At 70.0% G+C, this 14,272-nt stretch carries 11 protein-coding genes; 7 read left to right on the forward strand and 4 right to left on the reverse strand.

Annotated features, from left to right (window positions below):
• The first annotated feature begins 157 nt into the window (after positions 1-157).
• The 6 genes from G6O68_RS14880 (at position 158) to purQ (ending at position 9,065) form a co-directional block, all read left to right on the forward strand.
• Positions 158-1,837 carry an AMP-binding protein gene (locus G6O68_RS14880; protein WP_165249105.1) on the forward strand — a complete coding sequence of 560 codons (1,680 nt, stop codon included), beginning with the start codon at positions 158-160 and terminating at the stop codon, positions 1,835-1,837.
• Positions 1,838-1,949: 112 nt separating this feature from the next.
• On the forward strand, positions 1,950-3,287 hold the full coding sequence (locus G6O68_RS14885; protein ID WP_165249108.1) for a protein kinase domain-containing protein: 1,338 nt from the start codon (positions 1,950-1,952) through the stop codon (positions 3,285-3,287).
• 200 nt (positions 3,288-3,487) lie between these two features.
• Positions 3,488-4,351: a prephenate dehydrogenase gene (locus tag G6O68_RS14890; RefSeq protein WP_240911228.1), complete on the forward strand. Its 864-nt coding sequence runs from the start codon at positions 3,488-3,490 to the stop codon at positions 4,349-4,351.
• A 91-nt stretch (positions 4,352-4,442) separates the two neighbouring features.
• Positions 4,443-7,310, forward strand: coding sequence for a phosphoribosylformylglycinamidine synthase subunit PurL (purL, locus tag G6O68_RS14895; RefSeq protein WP_165249109.1), 2,868 nt, complete (start codon positions 4,443-4,445; stop codon positions 7,308-7,310).
• Positions 7,311-7,394: 84 nt separating this feature from the next.
• Positions 7,395-8,234 carry an NYN domain-containing protein gene (locus tag G6O68_RS14900; protein WP_165249111.1) on the forward strand — a complete coding sequence of 280 codons (840 nt, stop codon included), beginning with the start codon at positions 7,395-7,397 and terminating at the stop codon, positions 8,232-8,234.
• A gap of 54 nt (positions 8,235-8,288) precedes the next feature.
• A complete protein-coding gene (gene purQ / locus G6O68_RS14905) occupies positions 8,289-9,065 on the forward strand; it encodes a phosphoribosylformylglycinamidine synthase I (RefSeq protein WP_165249113.1) in 777 nt (258 codons plus the stop codon).
• A gap of 19 nt (positions 9,066-9,084) precedes the next feature.
• On the opposite strand, the gene G6O68_RS14910 is transcribed toward purQ, so the two are convergent.
• The 3 genes from G6O68_RS14910 to ispE form a co-directional block, all read right to left on the reverse strand.
• A complete protein-coding gene (locus G6O68_RS14910) occupies positions 9,085-10,023 on the reverse strand; it encodes an alpha/beta hydrolase (RefSeq protein WP_165249115.1) in 939 nt (312 codons plus the stop codon).
• Positions 10,024-10,194: 171 nt separating this feature from the next.
• A complete protein-coding gene (locus G6O68_RS14915; RefSeq protein WP_165249117.1) occupies positions 10,195-10,836 on the reverse strand; it encodes a SpoVG family protein in 642 nt (213 codons plus the stop codon).
• 29 nt (positions 10,837-10,865) lie between these two features.
• Positions 10,866-11,744 carry a 4-(cytidine 5'-diphospho)-2-C-methyl-D-erythritol kinase gene (gene ispE, locus G6O68_RS14920; RefSeq protein WP_165249119.1) on the reverse strand — a complete coding sequence of 293 codons (879 nt, stop codon included), beginning with the start codon at positions 11,742-11,744 and terminating at the stop codon, positions 10,866-10,868.
• Positions 11,745-12,224: 480 nt separating this feature from the next.
• On the opposite strand from ispE, the gene G6O68_RS14925 reads away from it, so the two are divergent.
• On the forward strand, positions 12,225-13,580 hold the full coding sequence (locus tag G6O68_RS14925; protein WP_165249121.1) for a sn-glycerol-1-phosphate dehydrogenase: 1,356 nt from the start codon (positions 12,225-12,227) through the stop codon (positions 13,578-13,580).
• Here G6O68_RS14925 and G6O68_RS14930 read toward each other — a convergent pair.
• Complete coding sequence (locus G6O68_RS14930) at positions 13,573-14,253, reverse strand: hypothetical protein (RefSeq protein WP_165249123.1); 681 nt, start codon at positions 14,251-14,253, stop codon at positions 13,573-13,575. The genes G6O68_RS14925 and G6O68_RS14930 overlap by 8 nt on opposite strands.
• Between the last annotated feature and the right edge of the window lie 19 nt (positions 14,254-14,272).

Raw genomic sequence — 14,272 nt, forward strand, 5'->3', positions numbered from 1 at the left:
CCGAATTCGCTCGGGATCGATCGGGAGCCGATCGAGCGGTTTCGGGCCGGTCCGAGGTTGCCGGGGTCCCCGGCTTTGCAGTAGAGTGGGCCGGCCCGCCCCCTCGTCCCAAGTTATGCATAGATGTCGTGTTAGCTCACGCCCGGGAGCCCCAGACATGAGCGGAAGCGATCGGACCGCCGCCTCTCCTACGACGAATCAGGGTAGCGGCGGCCACGGGATATTCAGGCCCCTGTCCCCCCTCCGCCCCGGCTGGCGTTCGCTCCTGCACGCGTTCGTGATCCGGGCGCGGAAGACCCCCTCCCGGATCGCGATCCAGGATAGCTTCGGGGCCAAGCTGACCTATTCCCAGACCCTCATGAAGGCCGCGGCGCTGAGCCGGGTGCTCTCCCGCGAGCTGGGCGACGAGGAGTTCGTCGGCCTGATGCTGCCGCCGATGGTCCCCTCGGCGGTCGCGAACCTGGCGCTGGGGTTCCTGGGGAAGGTCGCGGTCAACCTGAACTACACGACGAACCAGGCAATGGTCGACTCGGCGGTGGCCCAGTGCGGCATCCGCCGGGTGATCACGTCGAGTCGGGTGCTGGAGAAGTGCCCGATCCGGCCCTCGGCCGACCTGCTGATGCTGGAGGACGTGCCGGCCAAGGTGCGGGCCTCCGACAAAGCGTTCGCGGCGCTGGTCGCCAAGGCCGTGCCGATCCCCGCCCTGGGCCGCTTCCTGCCCGGCCTCCGGACGCGCGGGCTGGACGACCTGGCGACGGTCATCTTCACGTCCGGGTCGACCGGCGATCCCAAGGGGGTGATGCTCACCCACCGCAACATCCTCAGCAACGTGCTCCAGATCGACGAGCAGATCGAGTTGGCCGAGCGCGAGATGATCCTGGGCATCCTCCCCTTCTTCCACTCGTTCGGCTACACGATCGGGATCTGGACGGCCCTGGTGCTGGGCAAGTCGGTGGTCTACCACGTCAACCCGCTCGACGCGCGGACGATCGGCAAGCTCTGCGAGGAGCATGACGTCACCCTGATCGCCGGCACCCCGTCGTTCACCCGGATGTACCTGAAGGCCTGCCGGGCCGACCAGTTCAAGGCCCTGAAGCACCTGCTCCTGGGCGCCGAGAAATTGAAGGACGAGACCTACCGCGAGATCAAGGCGACCCTGGGGATCGAGCCCATGCAGGGCTACGGCACGACCGAGCTGTCGCCGGTGGTGTCGGTCAACGTCCCGGCCGAGACGACGCTCCCCGACGGCCGCAAGCTCTACGCCAACAAGCCCGGCAGCGTGGGGCTCCCCGTCCCCGGCACGGCCGTGAAGACCGTCGACCCCGAGACCGGGGAGGACCTGAAGTCGGGGGCGACCGGCCTGATCTGCGTGAAGGGCCCCCAGGTGATGCCGGGATACCTCCACAAGCCCGAGGCCACGGCCAAGGTGCTCAAGGACGGCTGGTACTCCACCGGCGACCTCGGGTTCGTCGACGACGACGGGTTCCTCACCATCACCGACCGCTTGAGTCGGTTCTCGAAGATCGCCGGCGAGATGGTCCCCCACGTCGGCGTGGAGTCCGCGATCATGGCGGCGGCGGGCGTCGACGAGAATCAGGTGGCCGTCACCTCGATCCCCGACCCCAAGCACGGCGAACGGCTCTGCGTGCTGTATACCGAACTCGGCGGCGCGACCCCGGACGACGTGCACCACCGTCTGGTCGACGCCGGAGTTCCCCGGCTCTGGATCCCCTCCGTACGGGATTTCGTCCGGATCGACGAGATCCCCATCACCGGCACCGGGAAGATTGACCTCCGGGCCCTGCGGGACCTGGCGGTGAAGCAGCCGGTGGCCTGATCCCCGCCCTCCGCCGGCGCGGCGAGCGCCGGCGGATTCATTTCCCGGCGCGATTTTGGTAGAAGAGGAACGAGGGGGACGAAGAGGCGGCCGGGAGGCGTCGGAGATCCGCATGGACCTGCTGCTGCGCGTGACGTCCGGTCCTCACATCGGCGAGGAGCAGCGGATCGATCAGCGCGACGATTTCGTCGTCGGCCGCTCCTCGCGCGCCTCCTTCCCCATGGTGCGGGACCTCCTGCTCTCGCGCGACCACTTCCGGATCGAGAAGCGGAACTTCGCCTACCACCTGATCGACCTGGGGAGCACGAACGGCACCAAGGTCAACGGCCTCCGCGTCGAGCGCGTGCCGCTCCGCGAAGGAGACGTGATCACGGCCGGGCAAAGCTCGTTCGAGGTCCTGGTGTTCGGATCCCACGCCGGGGGGCCGCCCGCCGCCGTCTGCGCCGGCTGCGGGGCCCGCATCCTCCCCCCGGCCCCCGGCGATTCCCAATCCGGAGAGAAGACCGGCGTCCTCGCCCCCGAGGGGACGGCGGCCGTCGACGCCCGGCTCTGCGACGCATGCCGCGCCAAGCGTGGGCAATTCCCCGAGACCGATCCCGACTACCTGATCGAGGAGCTGATCGGCGAGGGGGGCATGGGCGAGGTCTACCGCGCCGTGCACCTCTCCGCCAACCGCCGCGTGGCCATCAAGATGATGCGCGCCAGCGCCACGGCCGACGACAAGGCCTTCGGCTACTTCCAGCGCGAGATCCGGGTCCTGAAGGACCTGCTTACCCCCGGCGGCAAGGGTCATCCCGGCATTGTGGAGTTCTACGACCTCTTCGAGGTTGACGGGCACTACCAGCTCATCATGGAGTTCGTGGACGGCAAGAACGCCCTGGAGTGGGCGCGGCAGTTCCAGCCCCTGCCCGTCCCCACGGTCGCCCAGATCGGCCGCCAGCTCCTCTCGGCCCTCGCCTACGCCCACGGCAAGGGCTACGTGCACCGCGACGTCAAGCCGTCCAACCTCCTGGTGATGGGTCCGGTGCACCGCCCTCGCGTGAAGCTCTCGGACTTCGGGCTCGCCAAGAGCTTCGTCGAGGGCAACCTGTTCTCGACGATGACCCGGCAGGGGGACGTCGGCGGCTCGACCGGATTCCTCTCCCCGGACCACATCCGCGAGTTCCGCCACGTCAAGGAGCCGGCCGACATCTACAGCGCCGGGGCCACCCTGTACTATCTCCTGACGAACGAGTACCCCTATTACGGCTTCAACCCCCGTCAGGCCAACTCGTACGAGTTGATCCTGGAGTCTCCCCCCATCCCCCTCCGCGCGTTCCGGCCGGACGCCCCCGAGGAGTTGGAGCGGATCCTCCAGAAAGCCCTCCAGAAGCAGCCCCGCGCCCGCTGGAAGTCGGCCCAGGCGATGAGCGACGCCCTGCAGGAGTTGCTGCTGATCACCCAGGCCTGATCGCGGCCGCCGCCGGATCGGGCGCCCTCCCAGCCGGCGCGGCCCGAGACATCGGTCCGCCGACGCCGCACATCGCTCTCGTTTTGCGTCGGGGCCATCGTGTAAGATGAAAGAATGGCGAAGCGGGGGGGCTCGACGGCCGCCGCGCTGCCATCTCGTCGGTTCGTGCGACGTCGGCATCCTGGCGCGAGGGAAGTGATTTGGACCGTCTGGGAACAGTCGCCGTCGTGGGCGTCGGCCTGATCGGCGGCTCGATCGGGATGGCCCTGCGCGGCCGAGGCCTGGCCCGCGAGGTCGTCGGCGTCGGCCGCGACATGACCAGCCTGGAGCAGGCCCGCTCGCGAGGGGCGATCGACCGCGCGACGACCGACATGGCCTCGGGCGTCGCCGAAGCCGACGTCGTGGTCGTCTGCACGCCCGTCGGCCGGGTCGCCGAGGACGTCCGCCGCGCGTCCGAGTCGGCCCCGAAGGCGGCCCTGATCACCGACGCCGGCAGCACCAAGCGGGCGATCGTCGAGGCCGTGGACCGGTCGCCCCGGGCCGCCGCGATGTTCGTCGCCGCCCACCCCATGGCGGGCTCCGAGCGATCGGGCTCCGCCTTCGCCCGGGCCGACCTCTACGAAGGGCGGGTCTGCGTCCTCACCCCCTCTCCCCGCACCGCCCTCGATCGCCTGGAACGGGCCCGGAGTTTCTGGTCGGGCCTGGGCTGCCGGATCGTCGAGATGGGCCCCGCCGAGCACGACGAGGTGGTGGCCTACACCAGCCACCTGCCCCACGCCCTGGCGGCCTCGCTGGCGGCCACCGTCCCCGCAGACTGGCACCCGCTGGCGGCGGGCGCCTTCCGGGACTGCACCCGCGTGGCCGCCGCCGACACCGAGCTCTGGACGGCCATCTTCCGCGACAACCGCGGCCCCCTGATGAACGCCGTGGGCAAGCTCCAGGACCGCCTCTCCTCGCTCAAGTACGCCCTCATGAACGACGACGAGGAGTCGATCCGCCGCTGGTGGAGCGACGCCCGCGCCCGCCGCTCGTTGTTCGAGGCCCAGCAGCCCCCCGGGCCCTGACCCCGCCGCCCGAGAGGGCGAGCCGACAGACCGACCGCACCCCCGCGACCGAACGAACGTCGAAACCTCCTCTTGTGTGTTGAAATCAAGCATGCTCTGGCACCTCGACATCGAGCCCGCGTCCGATCAGCCCGACTCGACCGGCCTCCGGGCCTCCCAGGAAGCCGTGGAATCCGGACTGCCCGGTCCTTGGCGCATCGCCTCCAGCCGCGGCTATCTCGTGGAGGGGGGCCTCACGGCCGACGACCTCCGCGACGCCGCGCGCCAGGTCCTCGTCGACCCGGTCGTCGAGACGTTCCGCGTCGCCCCCTGCCCGGCCGCCGACGGCCCGTCCGCGACCGTCGTCCACGTCTCCCCCAAGCCGGGCGTGACCGACCCCGAGGGCGAAAGCGCGCTGGGACTTCTGGGCGACCTGGGCTTCGCCGTCGAGGGGGTCCGGAGCATCCGCAGCTACCGCATCGAGGGGCCCGCCGAGCAGCTCCCCCGGCTGATCCAGCGCGTCCTGGCGAACGACGCCGTCGATCAGGTCGTCGTCGGCCCCCTGAACCTGGATCGGCTGGGCGAGGGCAAGCCTTACGACTTCGCGCTGGTGACGGTGCCGATCCTCGCCATGGACGACGCGGCGCTCGTCAAGGCGAGCAAAGACGGCCAGCTCTCGCTCAGCCTGGCCGAGATGCGGACCATCCAGGCCCACTTCCGCGACCAGGGCCGCGACCCCACCGATTGCGAGTTGGAGACGATCGCCCAGACCTGGAGCGAGCACTGCTCCCACAAGACGCTCCGGGGCCGGATCGACTTCGACGGCAAGCCGATCGACAACCTGCTGAAGCGGACGATCTTCGCCGCGACCCAGGAACTCGACCTCGACTGGCTCGTCAGCGTCTTCTCCGACAACGCCGGCGTCGTCCGGTTCGACGACGAGTACGACGTCTGCTTCAAGGTGGAGACCCACAACCACCCCTCCGCCATCGACCCCTTCGGCGGGGCGAACACGGGCATCGGCGGCGTCATCCGCGACGCGCTCGGGACCGGACTGGGGTCGAAGCCGATCTGCAACACCGACGTCTTCTGCGTCGCCCCGCCCGACCTCGCGCCGGATCAGCTCCCGGCCGGCGTGCTCCACCCGAAGCGGGTGCTCAAGGGGATCGTCGCGGGCGTGCGGGACTACGGCAACCGGATGGGCATCCCCACGGTCAACGGCGCGCTCGCCGTCGACCCGGCCTACCTGGCGAATCCGCTGGTGTTCTGCGGCACCGTCGGCGTGCTCCCGCGCGGCAAGGCGTTCAAGAGCGTTGAGCCCGGCGACAGGATCGTCGCCATCGGCGGCCGCACCGGCCGCGACGGCATCCACGGCGCCACGTTCAGCTCGGTGGAGCTGACCAGCGAGAGCGAGTCGCTCTCGGGCGGCTCCGTCCAGATCGGCAACGCCATCACCGAGAAGATGGTCCTGGACGTCATCGTGCGGGCCCGCGACCTCGGCCTCTTCCGCGCCCTGACCGACTGCGGCGCGGGGGGCTTCAGCTCGGCCGTCGGCGAGATGGGTGCCGACCTCGGCGCCGTCGTCGACCTGGAGAACGCCCCGCTCAAGTACCAGGGCCTCTCCTACACCGAGATCTGGATCTCCGAGGCCCAGGAGCGGATGGTCCTCGCCGTGCCGCCGGAGCATTGGGAGGCGTTCCGGGACCTCTGCCAGATGGAGGGGGTCGAGGCGACCGACCTCGGCGAGTTCGTGGCCACCGGCCGGCTCACGCTCCGCTACCACGGCGAGATCGTCGGCGACCTGGCGATGGACTTCCTCCATGACGGCCGCCCCGACGTGGTCCGCTCGGCCACGTTCACGCCCCCCCCGGCGCGGGCGATCGAGCCGCCGGCCTCGGCCGACTTCACGGCCGACCTGCTGGCGATCCTCGGCCACTGGGACGTCTGCAGCAAGGAATGGATCGTCCGCCAGTACGACCACGAGGTCCAGGCGCGGACCGTCGTCAAGCCGCTGGTCGGCGAGCGCGAGGACGGGCCGGGCGACGCCTCGGTGATCCTCCCGGTCGTCGGCTCGCATCGCGGCCTGGCGATCTCGTGCGGGATCAACCCGCGCTACGGCCGGCTCGACCCCTACGCGATGGCCGGCTGCGTGATCGACGAGGCCGTCCGCAACTGCGTCGCCGTCGGGGCCGACCCCGACCGCATCGCCCTGCTCGACAATTTCTGCTGGGGGAGCCCCGAGCGTCCCGAGACGCTCGGCTCGCTGGTCCTCGCCGCCCAGGCCTGCCGCGACCTGGCGCTCGCCTACAAGACGCCGTTCATCTCGGGCAAGGACAGCCTCTACAACGAGTACTCGCACGAGGGCCGGAGCCTGGCCATCCCGCCGACGCTCCTCATCAGCGCGATCGGCCAGGTGCCCGACGTCCGCCGCTGCACCACGATGGACTTCAAGGCGGCGGGCAACCGGATCGTCGTCGTCGGGGAGACCCGCGCGGAGTTCGGAGGCTCCCTCTTCGCCGAGGCCCGCGGCCTCGAAGGGGGCGTCGCGCCCAGAGTCGAGCCCGAGGTCGGCCTGGCGACCTTCCGGGCGCTCCACAAGGCGATCGCGGCCGGGCTGGTCCGGAGCTGCCACGACCTCAGCGAGGGGGGCCTGGCCGTCGCCCTGGCCGAGTCGGCGTTCGCCGGCGAGATCGGGGCGAGCGTCTCCTTGCGAGGCGTCCCCCGCGACGCCGCCGCGGCCACCGACGCGACCTTGCTGTTCGCCGAGTCCCCCTCGCGGTTCCTGCTGGAAGTCGAGCCGAAGAACCTCGAAGCCCTGACCGCGACGCTCCGGGGCCTGCCGTTCGCCGAGATCGGCGAAACGACGGCGGCCCACGGCGGCCCGCCCCGGCTCGTGGTCGAAGGGATCGACGGGGGCCGCGTGATCGACGCCTCGCTGGATGAAATGGCGGCGGCCTGGCGTCGCCCCTTGAATTGGTGACCGCACCTGGAGCGTCCCTCGCCCGGACGCCAGTTTATGGATGAATCGCCCGCGCCCGGATCGAGAACTTGGGGGCCTCCGGAGATGTTAAGGTTCGTCACATTCGTCGACGGTTCCAACCTGGACGGGGTGCTCAAGCATCTCAACCTCCGGGTCGACGACTACGGCGCGTTCTATCGCCACGTCTTCGAGCAGAGCGTGCAGTACTGGGGCCGGACGTTCGCCGAGGGCTCGCCCTGGCCGACCGCCCAGCACTCGCGGATTTACTGGTACGTCGTCGGCAAGATGGACGAGTGGGACCTCAACGACCCCAAGGCCGAGTCCCGGCTCCGGGCCCGATTCGAGATGAACCCGAGGCTTCGCGACGCCTACGTCGAGGACGTCCTCCGCAGCCGCCCCGACCTGCCGGCGGAACGGCGCATCGAGGAGGCCTGGAGCATCTGCTTCGCCGAGACCCGCGAGTGGTACGACGGCAAGCGCCGGGCGCTGGAGCGGAAGAAGCGGTTCTACCACGGCGTCCAGTCGGCCACCGATTTCGTCGAGATCCGCCAGGAAGGGCACTGGAAGGTGGATCTGCTCCACCACACCGTCAACGAGAAGGGGCTCGACACCAGCCTCGCCGTCGACATGGTGGCCCTCCAGGACACCTACGACACCGCCCTGCTGATCTCGGGCGACGCCGACGGCATCCCCGGCATCAATTACGTGAAGGGCCGGGCCAAGCACGTCGGCGTCGCCGAGTTCCGCAAGGGCTCGCCGGCCGACTTCCCCGGCAAGGGGACCTCTTCCCGCCTCAAGATCGCGGCCGACTTCGTCGTCCAGGTCTACGAGGCCGACCTGCTGAGGCGCAACCTGGCCTACCGGGCCGCCGAGCCCGACTATCAATCGTCCTCGTCGTTCGGCTCGACCGACCCCTCCTACTGATCGAGCGATCGGCGTCGGCCGATCGTCGGTGCTTCTCAAGGGACTTTGACCGTTATGGCCACGCCTCGCGTGATCGTGCTGAGGGCGCCCGGGACCAACTGCGACGAGGAGACGGCCGAGGCCTGGAACCTCGCCGGCGCCCGCGCCGAATCCTGGCACGTCGGCCGCCTGCTCGAAGAGCCGCATGCGCTCGACCTGTTCCAGGTCCTGACCCTCCCCGGCGGCTTCTCGTACGGCGACGACCTCGGCGCCGGCCGCATCCTTGCGACCCACCTGGCCCGCGGCCTGGGCGACGCCCTGCGACGGTTCCACGACCGCGGCGGGCTGATCCTGGGCGTCTGCAACGGCTTCCAGGTCCTCGTCCGCTGCGGCCTGCTCCCCGGCGGCGAGGCTCCCTGCCCCGCCACACTCGCCCACAACGACTCCGGCCGCTTCGAGGCCCGCTGGGTCAAGCTCCTGCCGAGCCCGGGAGTCTCGCCGTTCGTCTCGTTCGACGAGCCCCTGGAACTCCCCGTCGCCCACGGCGAGGGCCGCTTCCTGCTGTCCGACCCGAAGGTCCTGGAGGCGCTCGACGATGCCGGCCGAATCGTCCTGAAATACGCCGACGCGACCGGCGCGCCGACCCAGGACTACCCCGCCAACCCGAACGGCTCGCCCCGCGCCGCCGCCGGAATCTGCGACGCGACCGGCCGCATCTTCGGACTGATGCCCCATCCCGAACGCTTCGTCTCCCCGCTCCACCACCCCCGATGGACGCGCCTCGGCGACGCCCTCGGCCATGAGGGACACGGGATGAAGATCTTCCGAGGAGCGGTCGCGGCCCTGGCCTGACGGCGACGCCCTCGAACCCTCAGCGAGCCTCGGCCCTGGCGACGAGATCGAGGATCGCTCGATTCATCCGACCTCCGCCGAGGTCGAGGTAGTCGTTGTGCTCGGCCTGGTCGAGCACCAGCGTCATGGGCTCCCTGGCCGTCTCCTTCAGGCGCTCGAACATGGCGAACGGGACGAGCGGGTCGCGGCGACCGTGGCCGAGGAGGATCGGGCAGTCCAGCGCGCCGATCTTGGACAGGCTGTCGAACTTGTCCGTGAAGAAGCCGGCGGGCGGGGCGATCGGGAAGAAGGTGCGCGACATGTCGCGGACGCTCGTGAAGGTGCTGAACGCGAATAGGCCGGCGACCTTCTCTCGTGAAGCCAGGTCGATCGCCACCGCCCCTCCCAGCGACCAGCCCCCGGCGAAGATCCGATCGGCCGGGAACCCGTGCTTGAGCAAGAACCGATGGCAAGCTTGCGCCGTCTGGCGGCAGCCCGCTTCCGACGGCTTGCCGCCGCTCATCCCGTAGCCGAGGTAGTCCGGGATGATCACGTTCAGGCCGAGCCTTCGGAACCGATCGAACTCGACCGACGAGTAGGCCAGGCACATCGCGTTGCCGTAGAAGAAGACGAGCGCGGGCCGCGACGCCGCGTCGGCCAGCGGCCGGCCGTCGGCGGCCTGCGCGGCGCCGAACAGGGCGGCCACCTCGCCGCCGTCGGTCGGCAGCCGGACCAGCTCCTCGCCCGGCCCGGCGCGGACGACGGCCTCGGGGCGGCCCTGGGACGCGGAGCCGGGGAAGATCATGCTCGCCTGGAGGGCGTAGAGGGATGCGAAGAAGCCCACGAAGATCAAGCCCGTGAAGAGGAGGAGTCGACGCGCCAGGCGGAGGAGCCGAGCCCTGGGCGTCGGCGAGGCACCGACGGCCGGCGGGGCCTCGCCGACGTGTTTGGTGACGGCGGCTTCCGCGTCGATCGCCATGGCGAGGCTCCCCGGGTCCAGCAAGCTCCGACGTCTGTCGTCGCAATGATTATGGGCGTGTCGCCCGGCGCGACGCCAGCGAAAACGAAAAAAGCCGGGGCCGACGCTCGGGCCCGGGGGCTTCGCGTCGGACTCGGCTTGAGGGGGCTCGTCGCGGACGGGCGGGGACGCTCAGATCCCGTTGCCGAACGCCGCGTCGCCGCGATGGTTCTCGGAGGCAACGCCTTCGGGGGCGCTCTCCTTGCGGTGGGCGACGTGGGGGCCGCGGAGGATCGACTGGCCGCCCCGGGCGTGCTGGGTGTGGCCGCGGAGCGGGCCGCGACGCAGCGGCGGCTCGCCGCCGGCGAGGGCGGCCGGGGACTGGGCCTCGTACGGGACGTCGTAGTCGTCGGTCTCGTAGTCGTCGTAGCGCGAGACGTAGCCCGGCATCTTGGCGCGCTCGAGTTCCTCGGCGTACGAGGCGAGCACGGCGGCCTGGATCTTCTCGCGGCACATCGAGTTGATCGGGTGGGCGATGTCGGCGTGCAGCTTGGCGCGGCCGTCCGCGTCGCGGAGGGCGCGGTTCTCGTCGAGCCGGCATCCGCAGTGGTTGCAGAAGCGGCTGCGCAGGTGGTTCTTGGTGCCGCAGTTGTGACAGCGGTCGGTCAGCTTCCGCGAGGGCATCGCGACGAAGAAGCCCTTGGCGCCCTCGATGATCTTGAGGTCCCGGATGACGAACATGTCGTCGAACGTGATGCTGCAGAAGGCCTGCAGACGCTCGTTGCTCCCCGAGTTGTCTTCCATGAGCTTGATGCGAACTTCGGTGATCTCCACAGCCGGTACTCCTTTACGAGGCGTTCTGCTCAGGGGCCGCAGGTCACGACCCGGACCCATCCTAGTCCGAGCGGCTTGAGGGCGTCCGCGGCGCGCTCCGCCGAGGCGGCGTCGCGGCCGAGGCCGAAATAGGCGGAACCGCTGCCACTCATCAGGGACCCGCACAGGTGCGGGCCCAGATTCGCCAAGGCGTCCCGCAATCCGGCAAGCTCCGGGCGGATCGTCTCGGCGACGGGCTGGAGCCGGTTGAACAGGCTCCGTCCCAGCTCGACCGGATCCCCGGCCGCCAACGCGGCGAGGGCCGGCCCGATGGGCTTGGGCGTTTCGGGCGGTCTCAGGCGATGATACACGTCGGCCGTGCTCAGGCCGACCTTCGGGGCCACCAGGACGAAGTGCAGGGGGACCGGGAGGGACACGGCTTCCACCAGCTCGCCCCGACCGCGGCAGACCGCCGTCGGGCCGTTCAGGAAGAAAGCCACGTCGCTGCCGATCCGTCCCGCCAGCTCGGCGAGCCGTTCCGGGGGCGTCCCCAGGTTCCAGAGGCGGTCCAGCGCCACCAGCGTCGCCGCCGCGTCGCTCGACCCGCCGGCCAGGCCCGCCTGGGCCGGGATCGCCTTCTTCAAGGCGATCCGCGCCCCCGACCGACAGCCCGACTCCGACATCAGGAGCTCGGCCGCACGCACCACGAGATTCCGGCCGTCGACCGGCAGGCTCGGGTCGTCGCACGCGAGTGCGATCCCCCCGCCCTCCTCCTCGCGGAAGGTCAGCTCGTCGAACAGGTCGACCGCGACCATCAGCGATTCGATCTCGTGGTAGCCGTCGGGCCGCCGCCCCGCCACCTCCAGGAACAGGTTCAACTTCGCCGGCGCGAGGACTTCCACGCCCCCGGCGATCGAACGGACGATCATCGCTCGAACGCTCCTTCACCCATCGCCGACCCCAGCAGGGACGACCCGGATCCGCGAGCCTCGACGCGATCGACGATCTCGAGAAAAACCAACGCCGGGGCCGCTTCTCGTACGAACCAGTATGATGAGCGGTCTTCGGTGTTCAAAGCGGCTTCCTCGCGTTATCGCGGCCCTGCCAGGGCCTCGTTCTGCGGAGTTTCTATCTGGTCGCCCGATTCCGGGCAAGATCGAAAATCCGCTTAAGTCGAAATCGCGTCGGCATTCGCGACGACGGACTTTTACTTTTTTTCAAAGCCCCGGGATCGCCCCCGATCGGCCCTTGAAAACTCTCCGTCGAACGCTCTACCGCCCTCGCCGGACCCCCCGACTTGCCCCTCGCGCCAACCGCTGCCAAGATGAGACGAGGACCGGGAGCCCCCCTTCCCCACGCCTTGCGGGCCCGTCGAGGGCGGCCCGAGTCGAGCCGAGAGCGAGCCGCCCATGAATCCCGACTCCCTGCTCGAAACCGCCCTGAAGGCCGCACGCGATACCCGCAAACTGGCGATCGGCCAGGGGACCCGCCATGAGGCCCCCGCGCTCTTCGAAGCGATCTTCGGCCGCCGGCCGGCTCAGATCGTGGCCGACCCGAACACCTGGGAGGCCGCCGGCCGCGACGTGGTCGCCGCCTTTCGGGGCGCCGGGCACCCCTGCCCAGGGCCTTTTGTCTTCGGTGCGGACGTGTATGCCGGCATCGAGGACGCCGACCGTCTCGAGGCCGCGCTCGCGGGCGTGGACGCGATCCCGGTGGCCGTCGGTTCGGGGACGATCAACGACCTGACCAAGCTGGCCGCGCACCGACTGGGTCGGCCGTACATGGCCGTCGCCACGGCGGCCTCGATGGACGGCTACACGGCCTTCGGCGCGTCGATCACGCGGGGGGACTCGAAGCAGACTTTCGACTGCCCCGCGCCGGCTGTCGTCGCGGCCGACCTCGACGTGATTGCGAAGGCCCCGGCCGGCATGAACGCATCGGGATACGCCGACCTCCTGGCGAAGAACGTCGCGGGGGCCGACTGGATCCTCGCCGACGCCGCCCGGGTCGAGCCGATCGCCCCCGCCGTCTGGGAGATCGTCCACGAGAATCTGAAGTCGTGGGTCGCCGACCCCTCGGGCGTCGCGCGCAACGATCCGGAGGCCCTCCGCGGCCTGGTCGCTGGATTGATGATGAGCGGGTTCGCGATGCAGGCGCACCGCACCAGCCGGCCGGCCTCGGGCGCCGACCACCAGTTCAGCCACCTCTGGGACATGCAGCGCCACGCGTTCCAAGGGGCGGCCCCTTCGCACGGCTTCAAGGTCGGGATCGGCACGCTGGCTTCGCTGGCCCTGCATCAGGATCTGCTCGCGCGTGATCTTGAGCATGCCGACGTGGAGCGGGCCGTCGCCTCCTGGCCGACCTTCGAGCATGAGGCACGTCGGATCGTCGAGCTGTTCGGCCCCGGCGAACTGGCCGCGAAGGCCGTCGAGGAGACGCGCGCCAAGCATCCCTCGCCCGACCAACTTCGTGAGCAGCTCCTCCGCCTCGGCCAAGCCTGGCCCGAGGTCCGAGACCGCCTTGCTCGCCATCTGATCCCATTCGACGAGGTTCGCGCCCGCCTCCGCCAGGTCGGCTGTCCCGACCGACCGCAAGAGATCGGCATCCCGGCCGATCGACTACGCGTCTCTTACGAGCAGGCGTCCTCTATCCGACGCCGTTTCACCGTGCTGGACGTCGCCCGTCGGTTCGGGGTGTTCGAGGATTCGATGCGGGCGATCTTCCGGCCAGGCGGCCCGTTCGAGGACGCGTCGCCCTTCATGTGAAGATGCAGTAGAAGAACCCCCCGCCCAGACGCCAAGCGCGACGCAGCTCTCCGCCGAACCAGAGCCGAACCTCCTCGAGATCCGGATCGTCCCAGCGCGAGGGTTTCCGCCCCACCGGCCCCATGCGGAGCACTTCCTCGGACGGGTCATAGGCGATCGCGGTCCAGTTGTCGAGGATCCCGCCGGGCAGGGGAAAGGCGATCCGTAGGGGGGGGCCGGGCTCGACCTCGTAACTCACGCCGTCAATCTTGGATCGGCCCGAAGTCGGGTCCGGCCTCTTCATAAGTTGGGCGACGATCCTCTCGTAGTTGCTGCGGTTCCGAGCGAAGTCCAGGCGGACCTGGGCCCAATTCCCGGACGCCGCGAGGTGGGGCCAGAGGATGGGCGAGACGATGAGGACGAGCACCACAAAGCCCCCGGCCGCAACCGCCGAGCGACGACCTTCCGGCGTCCAGTTGTGCCAGAGGCACCACCCCAGCAGGACGACGCCGGCCAGAGTCCACAACCCTCGCGCGACCCAATCGAGCGGGAGGAACGGCTCGGAATACGCGAAAGCGAAGAACGCGGATGTCGCGCCGCCGATCGACCAGACGCCGGTCGCGGCCAGCAGCGTGCGTCCAGGTCGATGCTGTTCGGCTGCGGCTGGTCCGATATCCGATGTCTCCCGGTCCATAGGCTCGGCTCCAGTTGGG

The organism is Paludisphaera soli, assembly GCF_011064595.1.
GTDB lineage: Bacteria > Planctomycetota > Planctomycetia > Isosphaerales > Isosphaeraceae > Paludisphaera > Paludisphaera soli.

What these genes read in the sequence shown, in the direction of transcription:
- ispE (WP_165249119.1), bottom strand. Translation starts at nt 11,744, where the DNA reads ATGATCGTCCGTTCGATCGCCGGGGGCGTGGAAGTCCTCGCGCCGGCG.
- G6O68_RS14925 (WP_165249121.1), top strand. Translation starts at nt 12,225, where the DNA reads ATGAATCCCGACTCCCTGCTCGAAACCGCCCTGAAGGCCGCACGCGAT.
- G6O68_RS14880 (WP_165249105.1), top strand. Translation starts at nt 158, where the DNA reads ATGAGCGGAAGCGATCGGACCGCCGCCTCTCCTACGACGAATCAGGGT.
- purL (WP_165249109.1), top strand. Translation starts at nt 4,443, where the DNA reads ATGCTCTGGCACCTCGACATCGAGCCCGCGTCCGATCAGCCCGACTCG.
- purQ (WP_165249113.1), top strand. Translation starts at nt 8,289, where the DNA reads ATGGCCACGCCTCGCGTGATCGTGCTGAGGGCGCCCGGGACCAACTGC.
- G6O68_RS14910 (WP_165249115.1), bottom strand. Translation starts at nt 10,023, where the DNA reads ATGGCGATCGACGCGGAAGCCGCCGTCACCAAACACGTCGGCGAGGCC.
- G6O68_RS14900 (WP_165249111.1), top strand. Translation starts at nt 7,395, where the DNA reads ATGTTAAGGTTCGTCACATTCGTCGACGGTTCCAACCTGGACGGGGTG.
- G6O68_RS14930 (WP_165249123.1), bottom strand. Translation starts at nt 14,253, where the DNA reads ATGGACCGGGAGACATCGGATATCGGACCAGCCGCAGCCGAACAGCAT.
- G6O68_RS14885 (WP_165249108.1), top strand. Translation starts at nt 1,950, where the DNA reads ATGGACCTGCTGCTGCGCGTGACGTCCGGTCCTCACATCGGCGAGGAG.